This window comes from Tatumella sp. JGM130 (assembly GCF_018257525.1).
Classification (GTDB): Bacteria; Pseudomonadota; Gammaproteobacteria; order Enterobacterales; family Enterobacteriaceae; genus Tatumella; species Tatumella punctata.
Window position 1 is genome coordinate 39,796 of record NZ_JAERJS010000014.1, and the last position, 25,008, is coordinate 64,803.

The following is a 25,008-nucleotide window of genomic DNA, read 5'->3' on the forward strand; positions in this document are numbered from 1 at the left end:
CGCTGTGAAGAATTTCCACAGTAAGAGAGAATGCTGTTTTGAATTATCAACTTATCGACACCGACCAACAACTGGCGGTGGTCTGCCAGGCCGCCCTTGAACATGATGCTGTTGCACTGGATACGGAGTTTGTCCGTACCCGTACTTACTACCCGCAATTAGGCCTGATTCAGTTATTTGATGGTCAGACACTGACATTGATTGACCCGCTGCATATTACCGACTGGCAACCTTTTATTACGTTGTTAACCGATAGCGGAGTGATTAAATATCTGCATGCGGGCGGTGAAGATTTAGAGGTATTCCTGAACCGTTTTTCCGTATTACCGTCACCGATGGTTGATACTCAGATTCTGGCAGCGTTTCTTGGTTACCCTATGTCACTGGGCTTTGCGGCGATGGTTGCACAGTTTACCGGGGTTGAGCTGGATAAAAGTGAATCGCGAACCGACTGGCTTGCCAGGCCGCTCACCGAACGTCAGTGTGAGTATGCGGCGGCAGATGTTGGCTATTTGCTGCCGATTGCCGGTCAGTTACATCAGCAGGCCAGAGATCAGCAGGTGCTGGATAAAGCGTTAAGTGAATGTGCAATGCTGTGCGAACGGCGTAAGGATATTCAACCTGCCGCACAGGCCTGGTGTGAAATCAGTCAGGCATGGCAATTACGCCCGCGTCAGCTGGCAGCTCTGCAGAAACTGGCCGAATGGCGTCTGGATTATGCGCGTCGCAAAGATATGGCAGTTAACTTTGTAGTAAAAGAAGAAAACCTGTGGAAGGTGGCGCGCTACTTACCGGGCTCCCTCGGTGAACTTCAGCAGCTGGGACTGGCCGGGCCGGAAATTCGCTTTCATGGCCAGACACTGCTCCGGCTGGTAGCAGAGGCTCAGGATATCGCAGAAGATCAGCTGCCTGCGCCAATAAAAAACCTGATTGACTGCCCGGGATATAAAACGCTGTTTAAGGAGCTGAAAAGCTGCATTAAAACCATCAGCGAACGCAGTGGTTTCAGCCAGGAATTGCTGGCTTCACGCCGGCAAATTAACCAGGTACTTAGTGAACACTGGCATATAAAGCCCCGTAGCAAAACGCCTGAGTTACTTAAAGGCTGGCGGGGAGAACTGATGGGGCAGGAAATTACCGCCATTATTGACGGTAAATAATCCGCAGACGAATGCCGCTTTATCAGGCGGCATTACTGTCGGCGGTGCAGGATCATTTCGCCGCTTCTTCAGCTTCCGGTAAGGTAACGTTCAGCTCAAGAATGGAAATGTCCTCTCCTTTTTGATCCAGTTGTACGGTAACCATATCCGGATCAATTTTTACATATTTGCAAATCACTTCCAGAATATCGCGCTTCAGTTGTGGCAGGTAGTGGGGTTCACTATCACCACGACGACGTTCAGCAACAATAATTTGTAATCTTTCTTTGGCGATATTTGCAGTATTTTTCTTACGGGATAAAAAGAAATCAAGTAATGCCATGGCTTATCCCCCGAACAGGCGTTTTAGGAAACCCTTCTTCTCTTCTTCAATAAAGCGGAAGGGACGTTCTTCGCCGAGTAAGCGATCGACGGTGTCAGCGTAGGCTTTGCCCGCATCTGAAACAGTGTCCAGAATAACAGGCTCACCCTGGTTGGACGCACGTAATACCGACTGGTCTTCCGGGATAACTCCCACCAGTGGAATGCGCAGTATTTCCAGTACATCTTCCATGCTTAACATATCTCCGCGGCTGACACGTCCGGGGTTATAGCGGGTAAGCAGTAAATGTTCTTTTACCGGATCCTGACCTTTTTCGGCACGGCGTGATTTCGAGGCGATAATACCCAGAATCCGGTCGGAGTCACGTACAGAAGAAACTTCAGGGTTGGTCGTAATCACCGCTTCGTCGGCAAAATAGAGGGCCATTAAGGCTCCGGCCTCGATGCCTGCCGGTGAATCACAGACCACAAAGTCGAACGCCATCGTCGACAGTTCATCCAGTACTTTTTCAACCCCCTCATAGGTAAGGGCATCTTTATCACGGGTTTGTGATGCGGGAAGAATAAACAGATTTTCCGTCCGTTTATCTTTGATTAACGCCTGGTTGAGGGTGGCATCTCCCTGAATAACGTTAACAAAGTCATAGACTACGCGGCGTTCACAGCCCATGATTAAATCGAGGTTACGCAAACCGATATCGAAATCGATAACCACGGTTTTCTTACCTTTTTGCGCTAAACCCGTTGCGATGGCCGCGCTTGACGTGGTCTTGCCAACGCCCCCTTTACCAGATGTAACTACAATAATGCGTGCCATATATAATGATTTCCTTAACAATAGAAAAGGGGTCTAATTAAGAGTCTTTATCGACAATACACCGTCGGTTAATGACAAACGGGCTGCCTGGCCAAAAAATTCGGCGGGAATTTGATCCATAATCCAGTATTCCCCGGCAATAGAAACCAGTTCAGCCGCTAAATGTGTACAGAAGATACCTGCGTTTTGATCACCGCTGGCGCCTGCCAGGGCGCGGCCACGCATTGTTCCGTAAATATGAATATTACCATCAGCGACAAGTTCTGCACCTGCGCTGACGCTGCTGGTCACGATTAAGTCAGCATTTTTAGCATATATTTGCTGCCCTGAACGTACCGGGGTATGGATTATGCGAGTTTTAGCGAATTTTTCACTGTCAGCGACCGGTGCGGCTATGACCGGCTCCGGTTGCGGTTCACTTTCGCGGGGGTTGCGTGCTTCTTTACCTTCCGTAAGTACCGGTAAACCAGCCGCCTGAATCAGTAATTTCAGCTGCTCGTCTTTGCAGCCACTGATTCCGACAATCCGTAAGCCGGTTTCCACGATGGCTTGTTGCATCTTCGGCCAGTTAACCCCGGCGGATAACGATGAAATATTCAGTACCACCGGGGCATTTTTAAGAAATGCCGGCGCCTGAGCAATTTTTTCCTGAAGCGCCTGACGAATCACCCCGGGTTGTGAATGGTGAAGATGGACAACAGATAAAGTAAAACTGCTGCCTTTAAGTTCGATTGGCGTTTGCGACATCTGTCCCGACTCAGTCCTGTAATGGCAGTTTTATTTCTGAACAAGCGATTAAATAATCCGCCCCTGGCCCAGAAGGTTCAATATTCGAATGACTCCTGTCATGTTATAGTTACACTATTATTCAGGCAAGTCACCACAGAGATTAATTCGGAGAAAAATATGTTTTGTGCCATTTACAGAAGTGCCCTTCGGGATCAGACTTATCTGTATATCGAGAAAAAAGATGATTTTTCCCGCGTCCCGCAAGAGTTACTTAAAGGTTTTGGTAAACCGGTGCTGGCGATGGTGATATCCCTTGCCAGCCGTGAGAAACTGGGCAGTGCCGATATCAATAAAGTTAAGCAGGAATTACAGGATAAAGGTTATTATTTACAGGTCCCGCCACCGCCAGAAGACTTACTTAAAATGCATCTGGAAAACAAAGAAAAATAATTATTCAGATTCCTCTGTAATTATAACCAGTATTCTGCGCGGCGTTATTACCATCCCCGGTATGATTCATTGTGCGCATAATTAATACAATAGCTGGCAGCAGGTTAATTTCACCCGGTGGTGAGGCTTGCTGAGAAGAAGGGGCGGGGAAAACGTCATCCTGCGGGCTATTTTCTTTTACTGGTTTTCTTGCTAAGTATAACAGGGTTGATCACTTTCTTATGCTAACGAGGACATAACATGTACCAGCATCGTAACTGGCAGGGTGAATTACTGAATCTGCCTGCCGGAAAAGTGGTGTGTGTTGGCAGTAACTACGCCAGACATATCAGTGAAATGGGCAGTATTACGCCGGAAGAGCCGGTGCTATTCATCAAACCGGAAACTGCACTTTGTGATTTACGCCAGCCGCTGAAGTTATTATCAGAACTGGGTGAAATTCATCATGAAGTGGAACTGGCCGTGTTGATCGGCAGCACGCTGCAAAACGCCCGCGAAGATCAGGTCTTACCGGCGATTGCCGGTTACGGGGTTGCACTCGATTTAACGCTACGCACCATTCAGGCAGGGCTGAAAAAGAAAGGGCAGCCGTGGGAAAAATCTAAAGGATTTGATAACTCCTGCCCGGTCTCCGGATTTGTTCCGGCAGTGGAGTTCAGCGGTGATGCGCAGAGTACCCCACTGGCCCTGGAGATTAATGGCGATATTCGACAGTCGGGAAATACCCGCGATATGATGTATAAAATTGTGCCATTAATCGCTTATATGTCGCGATTTTTCACCTTACGTCCCGGTGATATTATCTTAACCGGGACCCCGGAAGGGGTGGGTCCGCTGCTATCGGGGGATTCGCTCAGCGTCTCTTTTGCTGACTGCGCCGTGACTACCAGGGTGCTGTAGTACTTGCATATCGGGCGATGACTCTTTATAACGGGCGGCCGATTTGTATAAAGAGACTTAACTTATGATGACAAACCCTCCTTTCTGGCAAACCAAAAGCCTCGATCAGATGACTGATGAAGAGTGGGAATCTGTTTGTGATGGTTGCGGACAGTGTTGTCTGAATAAATTACAGGACGCAGATACGGATGAAATCTATTTTACTAATGTGGCCTGTAATTTATTAAACATAAAAAGCTGCCGTTGTAAGCACTACGCTACCCGCTTCGAGTATGAGCCGGATTGCATTAAACTGACCCGTGAAAATCTGCCGACCTTCTCATGGCTTCCCCGGACCTGTGGCTATCGTTTACTCGCGGAAGGTAAATCATTACCGGACTGGCACCCGTTGCTGACCGGTTCTGCCAGAGAGATGCATGCTAAACGGATTTCTGTGCGTTATATCGCGGTGCGGGAAAGTGAAGTGCGTAACTGGGAAGATCATATTATTGATCGTCCGGATAAAAATGGCTGCTGAAACGCAGCCATTGCCGGCTACGGGAAACTATCTCTGACGACTGAAGTTTTTCAGCTGGGCGATGAATACCAGAACACCGATCAACAGATATACGGCAAAAACAACCACCAGCCACTGGGGCATACTAAGGCTGAACAGGGTCCAGCTGCGATCCAGGCAATCGCCGCTGGCAACAAACATGCCGGGTACCCATTTATCCAGACGTAGCCAGGAAGGGAAGCGGGCCATAAAATCGCAAGTGGCGAACAGCGGCGGATGAAGCTGTAACATGGTATGTTCCCAGGACAGGCGCAGACCTTCCCCCGCAGCAATCAGCCATCCAATGATACCGACAAAACGCAACGGCGTTGCCGGTGCAATTGCGCCGACAATGCCTGCCAGCAGAACCCCCAGTAAGGCACAGCGCTCATAAATACACATTACGCAAGGCTTCAGCCCCATAACATGCTGAAACCACAGTGCCGTGAGTTCTAAAGCCAGAGCGGTCAGGGCCAGAAGTGCCCAGGCGGAACGGCCCTTAGAACAACGGTTTAACAATCGCAACATACTGTTTTCCTTGTTCAATTCATATACCCGGCAGTGTAAACCAAAATGACAAATAATCCACCACTATCACAGTTACAGGGCGGGGTAAATGTCAGCCACTCTTATGCCGGGGGATTAAGAATTGTACGGCAAAACGGCCCCGCAGTGTTGGTTTTATTGACAGTGATCGCCTTTTGTTGCCCCGGTGATGCTATATGACAAATAACGCTTTTGTTATGATGCAATGATAACACCATGGCTGGTAAGAGAGCACAGATGATGCTGATAAACGCACAAAGTCCGGCAGGGATTGCCGAAGAATATATTATCGAGAGTATCTGGAATCGCCGTTTCCCGCCCGGCTCTGTGCTTCCTGCCGAACGCGAGCTGGCCGATCTGATTGGGGTGACCCGCACGACATTGCGTGAAGTCCTGCAGCGCCTTGCCCGTGATGGCTGGCTGACCATCCGGCACGGGAAACCAACCCGGGTCAATAATGTACTGGATACTTCAGGCCTGAATATTCTCAATACCCTGAGCAGGCTTGATCCTGAAAGTACTCCGCAATTAATCGATAATCTGTTATCGGTGCGAACCAGTATTGCGGCTGTCTTTATCAGCCATGCTGTGGGGCATAACCCTGAGCAGTCCCGGCAGATCCTGAGCGGAGCGTTGCAAGCCTGGAGGCAGGGGAAACGTTACAGCGATATTGACTGTCAGGTATTCCGCGGGCTGGCCTTTGCCTCAGGTAATCTGGTCTACGGGCTGATAATTAACGGGCTGAGTGGTTTATATAGCCGTGCTGCAACCCTGTGTTTTTCACATCCGGAAGCCCGCGATCTGGCCTGTGAGTTTTATCATGCATTACATGAGCTCTGCCTGCCGGAAGTGAACAGGCAACAGGTAGTACAGCTGGTTTGTCAGTATGGTGATACCAGCCGTCAGCTCTGGCGCAGGATACAGAATATCCCTGCCGGCAACGGTGCGGCTTAACCAGTCTGACGGGACGGGCAGCGAGCCAGTAGCTCAACGCTGCCGTCATCATTTTGCTGTTCCAGCCGGACATCAAACCCCCACAGGCGGTGGATATGTTTCATCACTTCATCCGTGTTGCTGCCCAGCGGGGCCCGGTTTTGGGGGATATAATGTAATGTCAGTGAGCGGTCTCCTCGCAGGTCTGCGTCCAGCACCTGAATGTTTGGTTCGCGATGACTCAGATTATACTGGGCTGACAGCTGCTGGCGGATAGTCCGGTATCCTTGCTCATCGTGTATCGCAGAAATTTCCAGATAATTTTTCTGATCGTCATCAGCCACCGAAAACAGACGCAGATCGCGTATTACCTGCGGCGAAAGAAACTGACTGATAAAACTTTCATCTTTGAATTCACGCATGGCGAAATGCAGCGTATCCAGCCAGTCGCTGCCGGCGATATCCGGGAACCAGGCGTAATCTTCGGCGGTCGGTTGCTGACAGATACGTTTAATATCACGGAACATCGCAAACCCCAGCGCATAGGGATTAATCCCGTTATACCACTGGCTGTTGTAGGCCGGCTGAGCCACAACATTGGTATGACTGTGTAAAAATTCCAGCATAAAACGTTCACTGACTTTTCCTTCGTCATACAGATGATTCAGCAGGGTGTAGTGCCAGAACGTGGCCCAGCCCTCATTCATCACCTGAGTTTGTTTTTGCGGATAAAAATACTGGCTTATTTTACGAACAATCCGCAGGATCTCCCGCTGCCAGGGCGCCAGCAGTGGCGCATTTTTTTCCATAAAATACAGCAGGTTTTCCTGGGGCTCCGCCGGATAGCGTTGCCGCTGTGCGGTAAGCGCCGGTTTTTCCGTGCGGGGTAAAGTACGCCACAGGTTATTCACCTGCTGTTGCAAATAATCTTCGCGGCTTTGCTGGCGTGCTTGCTCTTCCTGTAGTGAAATCTTCTGCGGGCGTTTATAACGGTCCACACCATAGTTCATTAATGCATGGCAGGAGTCCAGCAGTTGTTCCACCGCTTCGATACCGTATTTTTCTTCGCATTCGGCAATATAGTTACGGGCGAATAACAGATAATCGACAATTGAACCGGCATCGGTCCAGCTGCGGAATAAATAGTTATTTTTGAAAAAGGAATTGTGTCCATAACAGGCATGTGCCATCACCAGCGCCTGCATGGTAAGGGTATTTTCTTCCATCAGATAAGTGATGCAGGGATCTGAGTTGATGACAATTTCATAAGCCAGTCCCTGCTGACCTTGTTTATAGCGCTGCTCTGTTTCAATAAACGTTTTACCAAATGACCAGTGGCTATAATTAATCGGCATACCAATACTGGAGCAGGCATCCATCATTTGTTCGGCGGTAATAACCTCTATCTGATGGGGGTAAGTTTCCAGCCGGTAGTAGCCGGCAACACGGTCAATTTCCGACAGGTAAGTCTCAAGCAGCTCAAAGGTCCAGTCCGGGCCGTCACTCAGTCTGGCCGGGCGGAAGGAAGGGGCATCAAAAAGGGTTGTCATAGCGCACCTCGTTTATCGGCAGTGAGTGATCGCCTGTCATCATCCTGATATGTTTCCACGTTTCAGGGATAATTAAGGATAGCTGATACTTTGCAGGTTCAGGTCAGGGCAGGGTAAAAACTGGCACAAAAACGGGTGCAGACTTCCCGCGGGCTATTTTTTCTGCCAAAAGTTAAATTCCGTACAGCTATACAGAATAATATCCCGTATATAAGGATAATATATGGCAGCATATTAAAATTCTGACATCGTTTCTGAAAACTCATTCCCGCATAATTAACTACTAATTTTTAATATAAAACCACCTTAACTGCTGAATATGCAAAAAACTGCGAATTTTTGTTACCAGAAAGATAAAAACAAGGTGAAATAGACTTAATTTAATAGCCATTGATCTATCAGTGTATATCGCTACCTGATAACCAATGACCTGGTATTTTATGCTGCGGGGGTTGTAATGAAAGTGCTTATTCTCGGAAGTGGGGTGGTCGGGGTGACCAGCGCCTGGTATCTGGCTCAGGCGGGCCATGAAGTCACAGTGATCGATCGCAGCAGCGGGCCGGCTGAAGAAACCAGTGCCGGAAATGCCGGACAAATTTCGCCCGGGTATGCCTCTCCGTGGGCAGCGCCCGGTATTCCATTAAAAGCGCTGAAATGGATGTTCCAGCGTCATTCTCCGTTGTCTGTTCGCCCGGATGGTTCGTCATTTCAGTTGCAGTGGATGTGGCAAATGCTGAAGAATTGTACGCTGCCGCATTACCAGCAAAATAAAAGTCGCATGGTCAGGATTGCCGAATACAGCCGTGATTGTATTAAAGAACTGCGCGCCACTACCGGGATTCATTATGAAGGGCGCCAGGGCGGCACATTACAATTATTCCGGACTGAACAACAACTTGCTAATGCCGTAAAAGATATTGAAGTGCTTAAACAGGCCGGGGTGCCTTATAAATTACTGCAGGCCGCCGAATTAGCTTCCATTGAACCGGCCCTGGCGGCAACACAGCATAAACTGACTGGCGGATTACAATTGCCGAACGATGAAACCGGTGACTGTAAACTCTTTACTCAGCGACTGGCGGCGATGGCGCAACAGGCCGGGGTGGTATTTCGTTATAATATGACGGTTGACCGGTTATTACGCGAAGGAAACAGCATCAGCGGTGTTCAGTGTGGCGACGAAACGCTGACTGCCGACCGTTATATTGTCGCTTGCGGTTCTTATTCAACGGCATTACTGAAAGATATTGTCGCCATTCCTGTTTATCCTCTGAAAGGATATTCCCTGACGATTCCGGTGAAAAATTACCACGCCGCTCCGCTGTCTACGGTACTCGACGAAACCTACAAAATAGCTGTTACCCGGTTTGATGACCGGATCCGGGTGGGCGGAATGGCTGAAATTGTCGGATTTAACACCAAACTGTTACCTGCCCGCAGAGAAACGCTGGAGATGGTGGTCAGTGATCTTTATCCTGAAGGTGGCAAGATTGAACAGGCGACTTTCTGGACCGGGCTGCGGCCGATGACCCCGGATGGTACCCCGGTTGTCGGACGGACACCATTAGCTAACCTGTTCCTGAATACCGGACATGGCACTCTGGGCTGGACAATGGCCTGTGGCTCCGGGAAATTAATCGCCGATATTATTTCCGGTAAAACACCGGATATTGCCGCTGATGATTTATCCGTGATGCGTTATTTACCTGGTTTTGATAACCCGTCATTACCTAAAAAAACAAGTATTGCCCGTTAAGGTTTTCCGGAGAATTGTATGTCACGACCGATTATCGCAACCGTCAGCCAGCAGGCGCTACAGCATAATTTAGCCATAGTAAAACAGGCTGCACCTGCTGCAAAAGTCTGGTCTGTTGTGAAATCTAATGCCTACGGGCATGGTATTTCCCGTTGCTACACTGCATTGTCAGAGAGTGATGGCTTTGCTCTGCTGAATTATGAAGAAGCTATTCAGTTACGCGAAAGTGGCTGGCAGAAGCCGTTGCTATTACTGGAAGGCTTTTTTAAAGCAGCCGATCTCGCACTGCTGGATGGTTATCGGCTGACCACCAGCGTACACAGTGAATGGCAAATTACCGCACTGGCAAATGCCCGGTTATCTGCCCCCCTTGATATCTATGTCAAAGTGAACAGCGGTATGAACCGTCTCGGTTTTCGTCCGGATCAGGTCCCGGAGGTCTGGAACCGGCTGGCTGCATTAGACAATGTCGGTGAAATGACACTGATGACACATTTTGCGCGGGCGGAGCTTAGCGACGGAGTCGATCAGCCGGTTGCTCTGATGGCGCAGGCTGCTGCCGGTTTAGGGAGCGTCCCCGCGCGTTGTTTTGCTAACTCTGCGGCCACGCTCTGGCACCCCGAAACCCACCATCAGTGGATCAGGCCGGGGATCATTCTGTACGGCGTTTCGCCTTCCGGTAACTGGCAGGATATTGCCGGAACAGGACTGAAGCCGGTGATGGGGCTGCACAGCGAAATTATTGGTATTCAGCAGTTAACCCCGGGAGAAGGGGTGGGTTATGGCTACCGCTATCATGCCGCCTCTGAGCATAAAATAGGGATAGTGGCTTGCGGGTATGCCGATGGCTATCCCCGTCATGCGCCGAGCGGAACACCTGTCGCTGTTGACGGTGTTATGACACGCACCCTGGGAGCGGTGTCGATGGATATGATGATGATAGACCTGGCTCCCTGTCCCGCGGCACATATCGGGTCTGTTGTCGAACTGTGGGGGCAACAGGTACCGGCAGATGATGTGGCGCAGTCATGCGGAACGGTAGGTTATGAACTGTTATGTGCCGTTGCACCACGGGTACCCTTCCGGCTTCTGTAAGCAGTCACTGTCTCAGCCGGAAACCGGCTGAGACAGTGATACTACAGTTCCCGGAGCGTTCCTTTTACCCGGTGACTGCAATACCAGGCAATGATCGCCAGAACTGAGCCCGCCAGCATCATTGCCGTCAGCGCCTGTTGCGGGCTCAGTGGCAAGGCCAGAACCCAGAGGCTGCCGCCGGCACCGCCCGCCATCTGAATAAATCCCTGTAATGCGGAGGCCATACCGGCCTGCTGCTGGTAAGGTTCCAGTGCATAACTGGTAGCCGGGCCGATGATAAATGCCAGCCCTGCCACTGCTACCGCCACCGGTAACATATAACTCAGCCAGTACTGACGGGCAGCTTCATTGAAAAACAGTATTTCCCCGCTTAACATCCCTGCAGCAAACAGCATGCACAGGCTGCCAAACAGCAGACAGAAAGGCCGGCCGGCTTTGCGGATAACAAAACTGACCACGCTGCTGACCAGCATAATCCACAGGCCGTTAGCGCCAAAGGCTAAGGCGAAGGTAAAAGGGGATAAACCGCCTTTTTCCATCAGCACATCCGGCGCCAGAGAAACATAGGTCAGGACCATGCCCAGAGCCCCGGCATTCGCCAGCGAGAAACAGATAAACCGCGGGTTTGACAGTATGGCGGCATATTGTTTCAGTGGGAAAAAGGGGACTTTCAGAGTATTGTGCGGACGGGTTTCCGGCAAAAACAGGAAGATAATCACGCCAGTCAGCAGGCCATAAAACATCAGAAATCCGAAGGGTGCACGCCACCCCCAGAATTCGGCCAGTGTCCCCCCCAGCAGGGGAGCCAGTGCCGGGACAATATTTAATGCGCCGTTAAGAAAACCGAAGGTTCTGGCTGCTTGATCTCCGCTAAGCCGGTCACGAACGCCGCTGAATGCCACTACGGCAGTACAACAGACAGCACATCCCTGGATAATTCTGGCAGTTAAAAATAACGGCCAGTGGCAAGAAAGGGCCGCCATCAGACTGCCGGCGATATACAGAGTCAGACCGGCTATTGCCACGGGTTTACGGCCAAAATTATCCACCAGCGGACCGGTAACCAGCTGGCCCAGCCCCATCACCAGCAGAAAAAGCGGGATAGTCGATTGTATATTGCTGACCGGGGTATCCAGTCCGGCAGCCACCTGTGGCAGCGTGGGAAGATACAGGTCAATACCCAGCGGGGCCAGTAAAACCAGACTCAGCAGTAACAGCGTATATTTATTCATAAATTATGCAGGTGACCCGAAGAAAAGCGCACAAGACTACCGTTTTTCCACGGTAGCCGGAAGTGCTAAATAAGGTTTTTTAACGGGCAAACGTTTACCCGCTGTATGATTCTGAGCGGTGACCGCTTACGACGGACTTTCCATCATTCTGACACCCACTTTGACAATCCGGTTATCTTCTTTTTCGGCAATTGTCCAAATCACATTAAGCCATTCGAGCTGGTCGCCAACCACCGGGATCCCCCCCAGTTGCTGAGCGATTATTTTTGCCACCGGCTGATGTGGCTGAATATCCTGATCCAGTTCGAGACCGTAAACCTGAGCAATATCGAACAGATCAGTACCGGCATCGAGAATAAAATCACCAAAGAAGCGTTGTTCAAGGGCAACCGGCGGACTCTCACTGAACATTTTGCCCAGTGCCGGTAAGTCTTTTTCACGACCGATGACACACAGAATATCACCCTCTTTCAGACGCGTGGATCCGGAAGGATGCATCAGTAAATTATCGCGAAACAGGGCCGCGATCCGGGTCTCTTCCGGCATGTCAAGCTCCCGCAGGGCGGCACCAATGCACCATTTATCGGCACTGAGCTGGTAAACGAACTCTTCCCACGGGCTGTCGGGGTGAATATCCAGCCCGATACGCTGGATAGGCTCTGCGGCCGGCGGGACCACCACTTTCGCCATCTTTGCGGCCCGGCTGAGTGAGGTTCCCTGTAGCATTAAGGACACCAGCACCACAAAAAAGGCGATATTAAAATAGAGTTTGGCATTATCCAGCCCGGCCATCATCGGAAACACCGCGAGAATAATCGGCACCGCGCCGCGTAATCCGACCCAGCTGATAAAAAACCGTTCGCGCAGGGTAAAGTTTTTGAACGGCAGTAAACCGGCAAATACCGACAACGGACGGGCAATAAAAATCAGCCACAATGACAGTAACATTGCCGGAACAGCGATATGCCATAAATCCGTAGGAACCACCAGTAACCCGAGAACGATAAACATGCCGATCTGGCTTAACCAGGCCATACCATCGAAAGTCTGCAGTATGCCGTGGCGGTTACGTACCGGCCGGTTACCCAGCCAGCAGCCACACAGATAAACCGCCAGGATACCGCTGCCTTCCATCAGGGTGGTGAAGGCAAACACCAGAATACCGCCACTGACAGCCAGCAGGGGATATAAACCGGCTGGCAATGAAATCCGGTTAATTAATTGCTGGATAGCAACACCGCCACCAATCCCAAACACAATCCCGAGACCAAACTCCTGCACCAGATGCACCAGGAACATCATATCCAGTCCGCTTTGTCCTTTGTGGATCATTTCTATCAGGGTAATCGTCAGAAATACGGCCATCGGGTCATTGCTGCCGGACTCAATTTCCAGGGTAGAGCTGACCCTTTCATTCAGCCCTTTACCGCCCAGCAGGGAAAACACGGCAGCTGCATCGGTAGAACCGATAATGGCACCAATCAGAAATCCCTGCATCAGGTCGAGATTAAATAACCAGGCTGCCATCAGGCCGGTCAGACCGGCAGTCACTAACACGCCGATGGTCGCCAGCGATAACGACGGCCAGAGGGCAACTTTAAACGCACTGGCTTTAGTACGCATCCCTCCGTCCAGCAGTATCACTGCCAGAGCCAGGTTTGAGATCAGATAAGCGGCCGGGTAATTATCGAAAGCGATGCCGCCGATACCGTCCTCCCCGGCCAGCATGCCAAGCACCAGGAAGATCACTAAGATAGGGATCCCCAGCCGTGAAGAAAATGCGCTGAGGATAATACTTGACGCTACCAGCACCGAGCCAATAACAAAAAGACTATAAATCATGCTGGTTTCCAAATGACAGCTCCCTGAATATCGATGATTTATGAACAGAACCGGGATACCGGAGGCAGCGTTTGCAGCATAACCGCCAGTTCCATTGTTACCGAAGTTATACAACGGCGATAAAACAACACCATAATGCAGATGGTATAACAGGGGATAACCGGTCCGGGCGCGCGCCCTTCACCCTGGCTGGCCCGGAAGTGTTTACTGGCCTGGCATCCATGCACCACTGGCGATAAACCAAATCAGTAATGCCACACCGGCAACAATAATAGCGATAGGAAACAGGTAACCAGTCTTCATGTTTTACACCTTTACGGATAAAGCGCGGCACTCAGCAGAAAAGGATTAACAGCCTGTAAATACCGGTACCAGGTACAGGATCAGCCGGTGATACTTGCCGGGTGATAAGTATACCGTTTGCCGGCACTGAATTGAATCATTGATTAGCAGGACTGTTATTGCTGTAAAAATACCGGCCACCGTCAGTGGCCATCAGATCAGTTACCGGTTGTCTGGCGGCGGAATAATTCACGAAATACCGGATAGATATCTTCAGGTTCGCGGACCGGCTGGATAGCAATATTATCAAACTGATGCTGTAGCTGTTCATATTCCCGCCACAGAGTCTGATGAGCACGGCGGGTGATTTCTATATAACTGTAATAACGGACTACCGGCAGCAGCTGACTGGCCAGTAGCTGGTAGCACAACGGCGAATCATCGGCCCAGTTATCACCGTCAGAAGCCTGTGCGGCATAAATATTCCATTGTAACGGGTCGTAGCGTTGTTTAATCACCTGGTCCATCAGTTTCAGGGCACTGGAGACAATGGTTCCCCCGGTCTCCTGAGAGTAAAAAAATTCCTGTTCGTCGACTTCTTTAGCCTGCGTATGGTGCCGGATATAGACTACTTCGACATTTTTATAACGGCGGCTAAGAAATAAATACAGCAGAATATAAAACCGTTTTGCCATATCCCTGGTCGGCTGATCCATCGAACCTGAAACATCCATCAGGCAGAACATGACAGCCTGGCTGGAAGGTTCGGGATGTTTTTCAACATTTTTATAGCGCAGGTCGAAAGTATCAATAAAAGGCACTCTGTCTATCGCCGCTTTCAGGCTGGCAATTTCAGCGGATAATCGCTGCTCTTCCATCAGCTGAACCGGGTCCTGATCGCGGATGGCTTGCAGTGACTGTTCCAGCTCCCGGAGCTGACGGCGTTTAGCCGCAGTCATGGCGGTACGGCGGGCGAGTGAATTTTGTAACGAACGAACCACACTGATATTCGAAGCAACGCCGTGAGCAGTATAGCCGGCACGCTGTACTTTGTATTCAGTGAGCCGGTGATGGTCATTTTTCTGTAAATCCGGCAGCTCCAAATCATCAAACAACAGATCCAGATATTCGTCTTTAGACAGGGTAAAGCTGAATGAATCTTCGCCTTCACCTTGCGGGCTGGCATCCCCCTGAGCACTGCCATTTCCCGCACCGCCTGACTGACGTTCGATACGGTCGCGGGTGATAAACTGATCATTTCCGGGATACACCCGCACCCGGTTGCCGCCGGCCCCCTGATGAAATACCGGTTCAAGGATATCAGCGACCGGAATCGACACAGACTCAGCGCTTTCTGTATCAGTGACAGAACGTTTCTTGATGGCTTCTGAAAGCGACTTCTTAATTTGTGATTTATAACGACGTAAAAAGCGCTGCCGGTTGACCGCACTTTTATTTTTGCCGTTGAGTCGCCGATCGATAAAATAGGACATAGCATACCCCCGGGCATATTCTGTGAAACGGGCCAGCTTACGACAGCCCGCTAACGGAAGACCCTCAGATCCTCCGTTAGCTTAGTAGTTAAGAAGATTTGCGTACCCGCAGATACCATTCACACAGCAGACGTACCTGTTTGCGGGTATAACCTTTTTCCATCATCCGGTCGATAAAATCATCATGCTTTTTCTGTTCATCGGTAGAAGTTTTGGTATTAAACGAGATCACCGGTAACAGTTCTTCCGTATTGGAAAACATTTTCTTCTCTATCACCGTCCTGAGCTTTTCATAACTGGTCCAGTTCGGATTACTGCCGCCATTCTGTGCTCTGGCCCGTAAGACGAAGTTAACTATTTCGTTGCGAAAATCCTTAGGATTGCTGATCCCGGCGGGTTTCTCAATTTTTTCCAGTTCAGTATTCAGTGACTCACGGTCGAACAGTTGTCCGGTATCCGGGTCGCGGTACTCCTGATCCTGGATCCAGAAATCAGCATAAGTCACATAGCGGTCAAAAATATTCTGTCCATATTCGGAGTAAGACTCCAGATAGGCTGTTTGTATCTCTTTACCGATAAACTCAGCATATTTCGGGATCAGATAGCCTTTGATACATTCCAGATAGTTTCCGGCTTGTTGCTCAGGGAATTGTTCCCGTTCAATCTGCTGTTCCAGGACATAAAACAGATGAACCGGATTGGCAGCCACTTCCGTATGATCAAAGTTAAAAACCCGTGACAATATTTTAAAAGCAAAACGGGTAGATAAGCCGTTCATACCTTCATCGACACCGGCATAATCGTGATATTCCTGCCAGGATTTTGCTTTCGGGTCTGTATCTTTCAGGGTTTCGCCATCATAGACCCGCATTTTTGAGTAAATACTCGAATTTTCAGGAGACTTCAGCCGCGAAAGGATAATAAAACGCGCCAGGGTTTCCAGGGTGCCGGGTGCACAAGGGGCATTGTCCAGCTCACTGTTACTCAGCAGTTTCTGATAAATCTTGATTTCTTCTGATACCCGCAGGCAGTAAGGAACTTTGACAATATAAACACGGTCAAGGAAGGCTTCGTTGTTTTTGTTATTACGGAACCGGACCCATTCGGATTCATTAGAGTGGGCCAGAATAATACCATTAAACGGCAGGGCAGAGATGCCCTCGGTACCATTATAGTTACCTTCCTGGGTCGCGGTGAGTAACGGATGAAGCACCTTGATTGGCGCTTTAAACATTTCGACAAACTCCATGATCCCCTGGTTAGCACGACACAGGGCTCCGGAATAACTGTAAGCATCCGGGTCATTTTGTGCAAAGTGTTCCAGTTTTCTGATATCGACTTTACCCACCAGTGCCGAAATATCCTGATTATTCTCATCGCCCGGTTCAGTTTTTGCGATAGCCAGCTGATGCAGCACTGACGGCCAGACCTTAACCACCTGGAAACGGGTAATGTCGCCGCCGAATTCATGCAGACGTTTCGCTGCCCAGGGCGACATAATCGTGCCAGTGTAACGCCGCGGGATAGCATATTCTTTCTCCAGCAGTCCGGCATCTTCCTGAGGACTGAACAGACAAAGAGGATGGTCATTGACCGGACTATGCTCCCCGTTGGCACTCAGCACATAGATGGGGACCCGCTGAATAAGGGCTTTCAGCCGTTCAGCCAGCGAGGATTTACCTCCCCCTACCGGCCCCAGCAGATAAAGGATCTGTTTCTTCTCTTCGAGGCCCTGAGCGGCGTGCTTCAGATAAGCAACGATTTGTTCTATCGCGTCTTCCATCCCGTAAAATTCTTCAAAGGCAGGATAGCGTGACACAATCCGGTTAGAGAAAATCCGCGATAACCTCGGATCCTGAGCCGTGTCTACCATCACCGGTTTTCCGATAGCGGTCAGTAACCGTTCGGCGGCATTCGCATAGGCACTGCGGTCCTGTTTACAGAGTGAAAGAAATTCCTGCAATGTGAACGCTTCGTCTTTGGCCGCTTCGTAACGCTGGCGATAATGATCGAATATATTCATAGGGATGCCCGTCCTTTCAGTGTTAGCACAGGTAGAGGAGCGTGTTCCTGCAGGATCTGCCCCCGGAGATACGGCCCGGTGATCAGTCATTTCCCCCTGACCGGGGGCACAAAAATATAAGGGACGGAAAACAGTCACTGTTTACCGGGCCGTATCATTTAACTGTAGTAATTATCTGGCAATTTTCCTCTGTTTATCAGATGCGGCGTAACCCTTATGATTAACGGAGGAGTTATAAGTGCGGGCTTTCCGGCTAAGTTGCGGTTTGCTGCCGCCCGGCGGACAGGGAAATAATGTAAAATAAAATGTGATCAATCTGTGCTCAGGTGATTCTAGTCAGCATCCTGTAAGGATAAACTGCGCCAGTTAATATAATTACAGGACTTTGTTATTTTGAAAAAATCACTTTTTTGCGTAAGCACCCTGATAGGGGCGTGCTTTTCTGGTCAGGTATTGGCGGAAAATACGCCGTTAACCTTAGGCGCGTCGGTACTCTTTATGCAATCGCCATATCACGGCGATAAAAATAAATATTACCCGCTGCCGCTGGTGGATTATCAGGGTGAGCACTTTTTTATTTCCGGCTGGCAGGCGGGTTATAATCTGTGGAAAGATGATCAGGACCAGTTCTCCCTGATTATTACGACCTCCGGGGAAGAGTTCAAACCGGGTAAAAATGACTACAGTGACATGAAGCGGCTGGATAAACGTCATATGACTCTGATGGGCGGTGGGATGTGGCAGCACACTGCCGACTGGGGGGTTCTGAAAACGTCACTGACAGGCGATGTACTCGACGAAAGCAACGGGCTGATCTGGAATACTAACTGGCATTATCCGTTAATGATTGGCGGGTTTGCCGTCAACCCGGGGGCGGGGGTCAGCTGGAATAGTGCTCATCAGACAGATTATTACTACGGCGTCTCTTCTGCTGAATCGGCCAGATCCGGGATCTCGCGCTATCATACGGGGGACAGCTGGAATCCGTATGCCGAAGTCAGCGCTATTTATCCATTAACCGAACGCTGGCAACTGGGATTCGGCGGTCGTTATCAGTGGTTTGACAGCGCCATTAAAGACAGCCCGATGGTGGCAAAATCCGGCCAGTTAATGGTGTGGAGTGGTGTCAGTTACACTTTCTGAGTGATCAGATAAAAACGGGACAATCAACACAGTCCCGTTTTTACTTGCGGTACGTTATAAGGTTATTTATTGACCCGAAAAGTGACGCCTAAACGGGCAGGGGCATCAGCTTTACTGACCATCGGGACCGAAATCCGCGCGGTTTCCACACACACCATGGTTTTATAACCATCATTCGCCATATCATCCATACTGCAGGACAATTCAGGCCCCGGATTCCATGTGACAACGTCACTTTTATTGTGGTGGCAGATGCCCAGCTGACGTTCGCCGCGGCTATCTGTAATGACATTACAGTCATCAGCTGCGGTAAAAATGCGATCGACACGTGCCGGATAAGTTTGCGGTGACGTCAGCTCACCTTGTGTATTGCCGGTCACTTTATCAGTAAATGGCTGCCCCAGACCGCTGACGGATACCCCGCTGATATCAGCGACCTGAAAGTAACTGTGCAGTGCCGCGGTGGACTGATAATCACCGTGAGCTTCCAGTTCAATTTCACACTGTCGGCCGAGCCTGAAACGGGCAATCAGGGAAAACTCATAAGGCCAGAGTTTCAGGGTCTGTGGTGAATGCTTCAGTTCGAAAGTTAACATAACACCCTGGTCATTTTCATCATGGGCCAGTAACGTCCAGGGCAGGTTGCGGGCAAAACCATGTGCCGGTGTACCGGCTGGCCCGAACCATGGCCAGCAGACGGGAACCCCGCCGCGCAGAGCTTTTCCTGTCTTAAAGGGCGTCTGACTGCTCAGCCAGATCACCGGTTTTTCACCTGAGGGCTGCCACGAGATCAGCTGGGCACCTTGTAAAGCAACCACTGCATGTACCAGAGGATGATTAACGACAATCAGTGGTAACTGATCTTTCTGACGCTGAGAAATATAAGGGGTTATCTGACGGATTACCGGCAGTTTATATAAAGTGTCCTGCATTTTCTCACCTCAAAAAATGATAGCCCTGATAATAGAAAAAAGGGCGACCGAAGTCGCCCATAGCTGTTTCTGTGTTAGTGGCAGCTGATTATTTAGCAGCAACCAGTGCAATCAGATCCAGTACTTTGTGAGAGTAACCGGTTTCGTTATCGTACCAGGAAACCAGTTTTACAAAGTTATCATTCAGAGCGATACCTGCTTTGGCATCGAATACGGAGGTGCAGACTTCGCCGTTAAAGTCGGTAGAGACTACGTCGTCTTCGGTATAGCCCAGAACACCCTTCATCGGGCCTTCGGAAGCGGCTTTGATAGCTGATTTGATCTGTTCGTAAGTGGCTGGTTTTTCCAGACGTACGGTCAGGTCAACGACAGAAACGTTTGGTGTTGGTACACGGAAAGCCATACCGGTCAGTTTACCGTTCAGTTCAGGCAGCACTTTACCGACAGCTTTAGCTGCACCGGTAGAAGAAGGGATGATGTTCTGAGAAGCACCACGGCCACCACGCCAGTCTTTATGAGACGGGCCATCAACCGTTTTCTGGGTAGCAGTCGTTGCATGAACGGTGGTCATCAGACCTTCGATGATACCAAAGTTATCGTTGATAACTTTTGCCAGAGGAGCCAGGCAGTTGGTAGTACAGGAGGCATTGGAAACGATATCCTGGCCGGCATATTTTTCAAAGTTAGCACCGCGTACAAACATCGGGGTGTTATCTTTAGAAGGGCCAGTCAGCACAACTTTTTTGGCACCCGCAGTAATGTGTTTACGTGCAGTCTCGTCGGTCAGGAAGATACCTGTCGCTTCGGCAACCACGTCAACACCCACTTCATCCCATTTCAGGTTTGCAGGATCTTTTTCGCTGGTTACGCGGATTTTTTTACCATTGACGATTAATGCACCCTCTTTTACTTCAACAGTACCGTCAAACCGGCCATGAGTGGAGTCATACTTCAGCATGTACGCCATGTAATCCGCGTCGAGCAGGTCGTTGATTGCAACGATCTCGATATCTGAACGCTGTTGCGCAGCACGAAAAACAATGCGACCGATACGGCCAAAACCGTTAATACCTACTTTGATAGTCATATATTCCACCAGCTATTGGTTATTGAATAAAAGGTTGGCTGTAAAATTACAAAAACCGCTGCAGGCGTCAAGCTTAATCGTGTCAATTGTTGTGGCAGATCAATCATCGGACGCCCTTTGCACACCGAAAAATGATTAGTTTACCTTATCAGAACGCGCTGCAGAGCCTGTCCGCGGCGGGGCGAAAAAAAAGGTATAGCTCACAGTTTCAGGTGATACTGCCGGGGTTAGCGGCATCAGCACAAATTGCCAGCCCCATTTTGTTACCTGTTTGTTATAGTAGTCGATAGTTGTGTTTGTTTACAGTCAATGGATGTCCAATGTCGTCAGAAAATAAAAACCATGGCTCACAGCCTGCGCTTACCGAAATGCAGCACTATGTTACACAGCAACGCGGTACGGAACCGCCGTTCAGCGGGGCTTTGTTGCATAACAAGCAACAGGGGATTTATCATTGCCTGGTCTGTAATGTGCCGCTTTTTTACTCGGACAGTAAATACGACTCAGGATGCGGCTGGCCAAGCTTTTATCAGCCGGTGAATAATAAGGCCATTCGTTACCTGGAAGATATTTCTCATGGTATGCAGCGCATTGAGATCCGCTGTGCTCACTGTGATGCTCATCTGGGACATGTTTTCCCGGACGGACCGCAGCCAACCGGTGAGCGTTACTGCGTCAATTCGGCGTCACTGAATTTTACTGATCCACAAGGCAAAGTTACTTCGGGATAACTGATGAATAAAACACTTGAAACCTTACTGGCAGGCATGACACCGGACGTTTATCAGCGGCTGGTGACCGCGACTGAAACCGGAAAGTGGCCTGATGGCGTCGCGCTGACACCGCAACAGCGTGAGCACAGTCTGCAGCTGGTTATGTTATGGCAGGCTCAGCACAATGATAATCCGGCACATATGTCGATTGGCAAAGGCGGAGAGATGGTGATCAAAACTAAACAACAGCTCAAACAGGCGTTTGGTATTGACGAGAGCAGGGTCAGACTGACCCTGAACTGAAAATATCACGGATCTGCCGGCAGGCAGATCCGTACTGCCTCAGTCGGGAGTTAATTCGCCCCGCAGATTACACTGCATTAGCTGACGAATCTCTTGCGGCGAATAACCGGCGGAAAGCAGATAATGGAGTTTGGTTAAGGTTGCTTCCACCGTCAGATCAAAACCACTGATAACCCCTGCATTTTCCAGCGCATTACCGGTCGCATAGCCCCCCATATTCACTTTGCCGGAAAGGCATTGTGTCAGATTGACAACCACAATTCCGCGTTGTGAAGCCTGTTGCAGTTCGGCCAGAAACTCCGGGTTCTGTGGTGCGTTGCCGACTCCGTAAGAGCGCAGGATCAGTGCTTTCACCGGCTGACGTAAAAAGTTACGCACGACATCGGCCGAAATACCGGGATACAGGGTCACGACACCAACCGGCTGAGGTTCGATGGGATGCACCTTCAGAGGCCCGCTGCTGGCCGGTGCCGGGGGAGTGTGTAAACGACGAATATGAATACCGGCTTCCAGCAACGGTGTCAGATTAGGGGAGGCGAAAGCATTAAAGCCATCGGCATGGGCTTTGGTAGTACGGTTACCGCGATAAAGCGTATTATTGAAAAATAACGACACTTCATTAATCGGGTAATTCGCGGCCACAAATAGCGAGTTCAGCAGGTTTTGCTGACCATCTGAACGCAGTTCTGCCAGGGGAATTTGTGATCCGGTGACAATAACCGGCTTGCTGAGGTTTTCCAGCATAAATGACAACGCCGATGCGGTGAATGCCATGGTATCTGTACCATGCAATATCACAAAACCGTCATACAGGTCGTAGTTTTGCTGTATATCATCGGCAATCACCTGCCAGTCACGCGGTGTCATATCCGACGAGTCCATTAATGGCTGATATTCATGAATAGTAAATTCAGGCATTTCAGGACGATGGAACTCAGGCATGGTCAGCAATTGTTGTTGCAGATGACCAGAGACCGGCACATAACCATGAACGGAACGCTGCATACCGATGGTTCCGCCGGTATAGGCGACATAAATATTTTTTCTCTGCATGAAAACTCAGTGTCAGTAGTAATAAAACAGAAGACAGGATGGCGGCAGTATAAAAGTAATTGTCATGAAAAACAGCCTGAACAGGGTTCAGGCTGCATATTTTTTAATTCAATACGCCACAGTTAAGGCAATAAGCATAACGATTCTGCGGATCAACGGTCTGGCCAGTGACTCCCGGTTGCTTACTGATATCGGTCATCACTTCTGCCAGCGGGGCCGGTAACAGGGCACGGACACTGACTGGCAGCGCCGCACTGACAGAGGCACTCATCTGATCCAGCACCTGGTCAAACAATGAAGGCTGTTGCTGATACCAGTCCAGGACCGGGGTTTTGATTTGTGCCAGCTCAGCGGCTTTTTTCACTGCATCATCAAAGTCACCTAACTGGTCCACCAGGCCATTTGCTTTAGCATCACTGCCGGTCCAGACATGGCCCTGGGCTATCTGGTTAACCTGTTCGGTGGTTTTATGCCGCGATGCAGCGACCAGATTCAGGAAGTTGCTGTATCCGTTTTCGATACTGATTTGCATCATCTGCTCAACCTGTTGCGGCAGGGCTTTGGTCATTGAAACATCAGCCAGTGGCGACGTGGCGACGCCATCCGTATGCACGCCAATCGTACTCAGGGTGTTTTCGATGGTATTAATTACCCCGAAAATACCGATAGAGCCGGTAAGGGTGGTCGGGCTGGCAATAATGTAACTGGCGGGCGTTGAAATCCAGTATCCGCCGGAAGCGGCCAGACCGCCCATGGAAACAACGACCGGTTTCCCTGCCTGTTTTGCGGCCATCAGTTCTTCGCGAATAGCCTCAGAAGCAGTGACACTGCCTCCCGGGCTGTTAACCCGCAGGATAATCGCTTTGACTGCTTTATTTAACCGCGCAGCACGGATTTGCGCGACGGTTGTTTCACTGCCGACATTACCGGACGAAGATTCGCCGTCAACAATTGCCCCGTTAGCAACAATGACCGCAATATTTCCTTGCTGGCTGCTGTGGGGATCGTTGACCGGATAATTGTAGATACTGACACTGCGATAGTCATTTTCCTGAGGATCCCAGCCGAACTTTTTGATCAGTTGCTGATCCACCGCGGATCGGGTCTGCAATTCATCCACCAGCTTACTTTTCAGGGCATAGGTGGCGGTATTGCCGCCGTCTGCTTTCAGAGCGGCAATCAGATTATCTGCCCCGGGGAACACCTGCTGAGGTGTCAGTTTCCGGTTAGCAGCCACCGTCGCCAGGTAGCTGTCCCATAACTGGTTTATCCAGCGGCTGTCGGCATCTCTGGCGGCCGGTGACATATTGTCACGCAGGAAGGGTTCGACGGCTGATTTGTAAGTCCCGACACGGAACACATGTGAAGAGACTTTCAGAGTATCCAGCAGGGTTTTGAAATACAGATTGTTGGTCGCCATACCATGAATATCAATCGCACCCTGAGGCGACAGGTAGACAGTACTGGCAAAACTGGCCAGGTAGTATTGCGCCTGACTGTAATTATCGCCATACGCATAAACCGGTTTACCGCTGTCGCGGAATTCCTGTAAAGCTTTACCGATATAACGCAGGGAAGGCTGATCGCCGCCGGCAAAGTTACGCAGGTCCAGTACGATGCCGGTAATTTTATCATCGGTTTTCGCCTGACGGATCGCATCGACAATATCAAACAATGAATTCTGCTGCAGGGTTTCACTGCGGCTACCGATAAGCTCGCGGCCTATTTTACCCAGACGGTTATTGGCCGAAGGCTGATCGACAATAGTTCCGTCGATATCAAGCTTTAATGCACCGCCGGTCAGGGTTTTCGCTGAAGAAGATGAGCCACCGCTGACCTGCATCCAGATGCCGACACCTGCCACAATCAGTACCAGCAGGAACAGGTTAAGAATGAACTCCCTGATAAAATTCAATACCCGCCAGCCGGCCGATAGCAGCCTGACGATGAATCGCCCCAATGTGCGCATAATTTCTCCATTAATAGGTCAGCAGGCAGAAAGCCGGCCTGAGTTTTGATCATTCAGGCATCATCCTAAAGAGCAGCGCCTGAAATGTCAGCAGGAAATCACGACAGACTGTTACAAAAGACGTTGTTATGCCAGACTTAGCCA

At 50.0% G+C, this 25,008-nt stretch carries 24 protein-coding genes; 10 read left to right on the forward strand and 14 right to left on the reverse strand.

Annotated features, from left to right (window positions below; all coding sequences use genetic code 11):
• Positions 1 to 38 precede the first annotated feature (38 nt).
• A complete protein-coding gene (gene rnd / locus JK211_RS08565; RefSeq protein ID WP_212708267.1) occupies positions 39 to 1,160 on the forward strand; it encodes a ribonuclease D in 1,122 nt (373 codons plus the stop codon).
• A 52-nt stretch (positions 1,161 to 1,212) separates the two neighbouring features.
• On the opposite strand, the gene minE is transcribed toward rnd, so the two are convergent.
• From minE to minC, 3 genes are read right to left on the reverse strand one after another with little or no spacing between them, the layout of a single operon-like run.
• Positions 1,213 to 1,482, reverse strand: a complete 270-nt coding sequence (gene minE, locus JK211_RS08570) for a cell division topological specificity factor MinE (protein WP_212708268.1) — start codon at positions 1,480 to 1,482, stop codon at positions 1,213 to 1,215.
• 3 nt (positions 1,483 to 1,485) lie between these two features.
• Complete coding sequence (gene minD / locus JK211_RS08575; protein WP_212708269.1) at positions 1,486 to 2,298, reverse strand: septum site-determining protein MinD; 813 nt, start codon at positions 2,296 to 2,298, stop codon at positions 1,486 to 1,488.
• A 33-nt stretch (positions 2,299 to 2,331) separates the two neighbouring features.
• Positions 2,332 to 3,045 carry a septum site-determining protein MinC gene (minC, locus tag JK211_RS08580; RefSeq protein WP_212708270.1) on the reverse strand — a complete coding sequence of 238 codons (714 nt, stop codon included), beginning with the start codon at positions 3,043 to 3,045 and terminating at the stop codon, positions 2,332 to 2,334.
• A 159-nt stretch (positions 3,046 to 3,204) separates the two neighbouring features.
• Between minC and JK211_RS08585 the strand changes: the two genes are divergently transcribed.
• The 3 genes from JK211_RS08585 (at position 3,205) to JK211_RS08595 (ending at position 4,894) form a co-directional block, all read left to right on the forward strand.
• On the forward strand, positions 3,205 to 3,477 hold the full coding sequence (locus tag JK211_RS08585; protein WP_212708271.1) for a YcgL domain-containing protein: 273 nt from the start codon (positions 3,205 to 3,207) through the stop codon (positions 3,475 to 3,477).
• A gap of 240 nt (positions 3,478 to 3,717) precedes the next feature.
• A complete protein-coding gene (locus JK211_RS08590) occupies positions 3,718 to 4,377 on the forward strand; it encodes a fumarylacetoacetate hydrolase family protein (protein ID WP_212708272.1) in 660 nt (219 codons plus the stop codon).
• Positions 4,378 to 4,444: 67 nt separating this feature from the next.
• Positions 4,445 to 4,894, forward strand: coding sequence for a YcgN family cysteine cluster protein (locus JK211_RS08595; RefSeq protein ID WP_212708302.1), 450 nt, complete (start codon positions 4,445 to 4,447; stop codon positions 4,892 to 4,894).
• 27 nt (positions 4,895 to 4,921) lie between these two features.
• On the opposite strand, the gene dsbB is transcribed toward JK211_RS08595, so the two are convergent.
• Positions 4,922 to 5,440, reverse strand: coding sequence for a disulfide bond formation protein DsbB (gene dsbB, locus JK211_RS08600; protein WP_212708273.1), 519 nt, complete (start codon positions 5,438 to 5,440; stop codon positions 4,922 to 4,924).
• A 258-nt stretch (positions 5,441 to 5,698) separates the two neighbouring features.
• Between dsbB and fadR the strand changes: the two genes are divergently transcribed.
• Entirely contained in the window at positions 5,699 to 6,412 is a 714-nt protein-coding gene (gene fadR / locus JK211_RS08605; protein WP_212708303.1) for a fatty acid metabolism transcriptional regulator FadR, read from the forward strand.
• Here the strand turns inward: fadR and JK211_RS08610 are convergent.
• Positions 6,409 to 7,941 (reverse strand): SpoVR family protein, encoded by a 1,533-nt coding sequence (locus tag JK211_RS08610; RefSeq protein WP_212708274.1) that lies wholly within the window; start codon positions 7,939 to 7,941, stop codon positions 6,409 to 6,411. The two genes, fadR and JK211_RS08610, sit on opposite strands and share 4 nt — an antisense overlap.
• Positions 7,942 to 8,398: 457 nt before the next feature.
• Between JK211_RS08610 and JK211_RS08615 the strand changes: the two genes are divergently transcribed.
• Positions 8,399 to 9,697 (forward strand): D-amino acid dehydrogenase, encoded by a 1,299-nt coding sequence (locus JK211_RS08615; RefSeq protein WP_212708275.1) that lies wholly within the window; start codon positions 8,399 to 8,401, stop codon positions 9,695 to 9,697.
• Between the two features lie 18 nt (positions 9,698 to 9,715).
• Positions 9,716 to 10,792: a catabolic alanine racemase DadX gene (dadX, locus tag JK211_RS08620; protein WP_212708276.1), complete on the forward strand. Its 1,077-nt coding sequence runs from the start codon at positions 9,716 to 9,718 to the stop codon at positions 10,790 to 10,792.
• Between the two features lie 41 nt (positions 10,793 to 10,833).
• Here dadX and JK211_RS08625 read toward each other — a convergent pair whose 3' ends face one another.
• The 5 genes from JK211_RS08625 to JK211_RS08645 all read right to left on the reverse strand — a co-directional run bounded on the left by JK211_RS08625 (position 10,834) and on the right by JK211_RS08645 (position 17,664).
• Positions 10,834 to 12,024: a multidrug effflux MFS transporter gene (locus JK211_RS08625; RefSeq protein ID WP_212708277.1), complete on the reverse strand. Its 1,191-nt coding sequence runs from the start codon at positions 12,022 to 12,024 to the stop codon at positions 10,834 to 10,836.
• 126 nt (positions 12,025 to 12,150) lie between these two features.
• Entirely contained in the window at positions 12,151 to 13,866 is a 1,716-nt protein-coding gene (locus tag JK211_RS08630; RefSeq protein WP_371734598.1) for a potassium/proton antiporter, read from the reverse strand.
• A 204-nt stretch (positions 13,867 to 14,070) separates the two neighbouring features.
• Entirely contained in the window at positions 14,071 to 14,169 is a 99-nt protein-coding gene (locus JK211_RS08635) for a YoaK family small membrane protein (protein WP_212708279.1), read from the reverse strand.
• Between the two features lie 197 nt (positions 14,170 to 14,366).
• Positions 14,367 to 15,641, reverse strand: a complete 1,275-nt coding sequence (locus JK211_RS08640) for a YeaH/YhbH family protein (RefSeq protein WP_212708280.1) — start codon at positions 15,639 to 15,641, stop codon at positions 14,367 to 14,369.
• An 88-nt stretch (positions 15,642 to 15,729) separates the two neighbouring features.
• On the reverse strand, positions 15,730 to 17,664 hold the full coding sequence (locus JK211_RS08645) for a PrkA family serine protein kinase (RefSeq protein ID WP_212708281.1): 1,935 nt from the start codon (positions 17,662 to 17,664) through the stop codon (positions 15,730 to 15,732).
• Between the two features lie 393 nt (positions 17,665 to 18,057).
• On the opposite strand from JK211_RS08645, the gene JK211_RS08650 reads away from it, so the two are divergent.
• Positions 18,058 to 18,807, forward strand: coding sequence for a MipA/OmpV family protein (locus JK211_RS08650; protein WP_249213060.1), 750 nt, complete (start codon positions 18,058 to 18,060; stop codon positions 18,805 to 18,807).
• A gap of 62 nt (positions 18,808 to 18,869) precedes the next feature.
• On the opposite strand, the gene JK211_RS08655 is transcribed toward JK211_RS08650, so the two are convergent.
• Positions 18,870 to 19,739: a D-hexose-6-phosphate mutarotase gene (locus JK211_RS08655; protein ID WP_212708282.1), complete on the reverse strand. Its 870-nt coding sequence runs from the start codon at positions 19,737 to 19,739 to the stop codon at positions 18,870 to 18,872.
• An 88-nt stretch (positions 19,740 to 19,827) separates the two neighbouring features.
• Positions 19,828 to 20,826 carry a glyceraldehyde-3-phosphate dehydrogenase gene (gene gapA / locus JK211_RS08660; protein WP_212708283.1) on the reverse strand — a complete coding sequence of 333 codons (999 nt, stop codon included), beginning with the start codon at positions 20,824 to 20,826 and terminating at the stop codon, positions 19,828 to 19,830.
• A 320-nt stretch (positions 20,827 to 21,146) separates the two neighbouring features.
• Here gapA and msrB point away from each other — a divergent pair, with 320 nt between their 5' ends.
• Together msrB and JK211_RS08670 are read left to right on the forward strand one after the other, a co-directional pair.
• Complete coding sequence (msrB, locus tag JK211_RS08665; protein WP_212708284.1) at positions 21,147 to 21,557, forward strand: peptide-methionine (R)-S-oxide reductase MsrB; 411 nt, start codon at positions 21,147 to 21,149, stop codon at positions 21,555 to 21,557.
• A 3-nt stretch (positions 21,558 to 21,560) separates the two neighbouring features.
• Positions 21,561 to 21,842 (forward strand): YeaC family protein, encoded by a 282-nt coding sequence (locus JK211_RS08670; RefSeq protein WP_212708285.1) that lies wholly within the window; start codon positions 21,561 to 21,563, stop codon positions 21,840 to 21,842.
• Between the two features lie 39 nt (positions 21,843 to 21,881).
• Here the strand turns inward: JK211_RS08670 and ansA are convergent, their stop codons facing one another.
• Positions 21,882 to 22,895, reverse strand: a complete 1,014-nt coding sequence (gene ansA / locus JK211_RS08675; protein WP_212708286.1) for an asparaginase — start codon at positions 22,893 to 22,895, stop codon at positions 21,882 to 21,884.
• A gap of 103 nt (positions 22,896 to 22,998) precedes the next feature.
• Positions 22,999 to 24,864, reverse strand: a complete 1,866-nt coding sequence (gene sppA / locus JK211_RS08680) for a signal peptide peptidase SppA (protein ID WP_212708287.1) — start codon at positions 24,862 to 24,864, stop codon at positions 22,999 to 23,001.
• Positions 24,865 to 25,008 lie beyond the last annotated feature (144 nt).

Excerpts from the sequence above, each read along its gene's own strand:
- minE (WP_212708268.1), bottom strand. The coding sequence starts at position 1,482 with ATGGCATTACTTGATTTCTTTTTATCCCGTAAGAAAAATACTGCAAAT.
- minD (WP_212708269.1), bottom strand. The coding sequence starts at position 2,298 with ATGGCACGCATTATTGTAGTTACATCTGGTAAAGGGGGCGTTGGCAAG.
- minC (WP_212708270.1), bottom strand. The coding sequence starts at position 3,045 with ATGTCGCAAACGCCAATCGAACTTAAAGGCAGCAGTTTTACTTTATCT.
- JK211_RS08585 (WP_212708271.1), top strand. The coding sequence starts at position 3,205 with ATGTTTTGTGCCATTTACAGAAGTGCCCTTCGGGATCAGACTTATCTG.
- JK211_RS08590 (WP_212708272.1), top strand. The coding sequence starts at position 3,718 with ATGTACCAGCATCGTAACTGGCAGGGTGAATTACTGAATCTGCCTGCC.
- JK211_RS08595 (WP_212708302.1), top strand. The coding sequence starts at position 4,445 with ATGACAAACCCTCCTTTCTGGCAAACCAAAAGCCTCGATCAGATGACT.
- dsbB (WP_212708273.1), bottom strand. The coding sequence starts at position 5,440 with ATGTTGCGATTGTTAAACCGTTGTTCTAAGGGCCGTTCCGCCTGGGCA.
- fadR (WP_212708303.1), top strand. The coding sequence starts at position 5,699 with ATGCTGATAAACGCACAAAGTCCGGCAGGGATTGCCGAAGAATATATT.
- JK211_RS08610 (WP_212708274.1), bottom strand. The coding sequence starts at position 7,941 with ATGACAACCCTTTTTGATGCCCCTTCCTTCCGCCCGGCCAGACTGAGT.
- JK211_RS08615 (WP_212708275.1), top strand. The coding sequence starts at position 8,399 with ATGAAAGTGCTTATTCTCGGAAGTGGGGTGGTCGGGGTGACCAGCGCC.
- dadX (WP_212708276.1), top strand. The coding sequence starts at position 9,716 with ATGTCACGACCGATTATCGCAACCGTCAGCCAGCAGGCGCTACAGCAT.
- JK211_RS08625 (WP_212708277.1), bottom strand. The coding sequence starts at position 12,024 with ATGAATAAATATACGCTGTTACTGCTGAGTCTGGTTTTACTGGCCCCG.
- JK211_RS08630 (WP_371734598.1), bottom strand. The coding sequence starts at position 13,866 with ATGATTTATAGTCTTTTTGTTATTGGCTCGGTGCTGGTAGCGTCAAGT.
- JK211_RS08635 (WP_212708279.1), bottom strand. The coding sequence starts at position 14,169 with ATGAAGACTGGTTACCTGTTTCCTATCGCTATTATTGTTGCCGGTGTG.
- JK211_RS08640 (WP_212708280.1), bottom strand. The coding sequence starts at position 15,641 with ATGTCCTATTTTATCGATCGGCGACTCAACGGCAAAAATAAAAGTGCG.
- JK211_RS08645 (WP_212708281.1), bottom strand. The coding sequence starts at position 17,664 with ATGAATATATTCGATCATTATCGCCAGCGTTACGAAGCGGCCAAAGAC.
- JK211_RS08655 (WP_212708282.1), bottom strand. The coding sequence starts at position 19,739 with ATGCAGGACACTTTATATAAACTGCCGGTAATCCGTCAGATAACCCCT.
- gapA (WP_212708283.1), bottom strand. The coding sequence starts at position 20,826 with ATGACTATCAAAGTAGGTATTAACGGTTTTGGCCGTATCGGTCGCATT.
- msrB (WP_212708284.1), top strand. The coding sequence starts at position 21,147 with ATGTCGTCAGAAAATAAAAACCATGGCTCACAGCCTGCGCTTACCGAA.
- JK211_RS08670 (WP_212708285.1), top strand. The coding sequence starts at position 21,561 with ATGAATAAAACACTTGAAACCTTACTGGCAGGCATGACACCGGACGTT.
- ansA (WP_212708286.1), bottom strand. The coding sequence starts at position 22,895 with ATGCAGAGAAAAAATATTTATGTCGCCTATACCGGCGGAACCATCGGT.
- sppA (WP_212708287.1), bottom strand. The coding sequence starts at position 24,864 with ATGCGCACATTGGGGCGATTCATCGTCAGGCTGCTATCGGCCGGCTGG.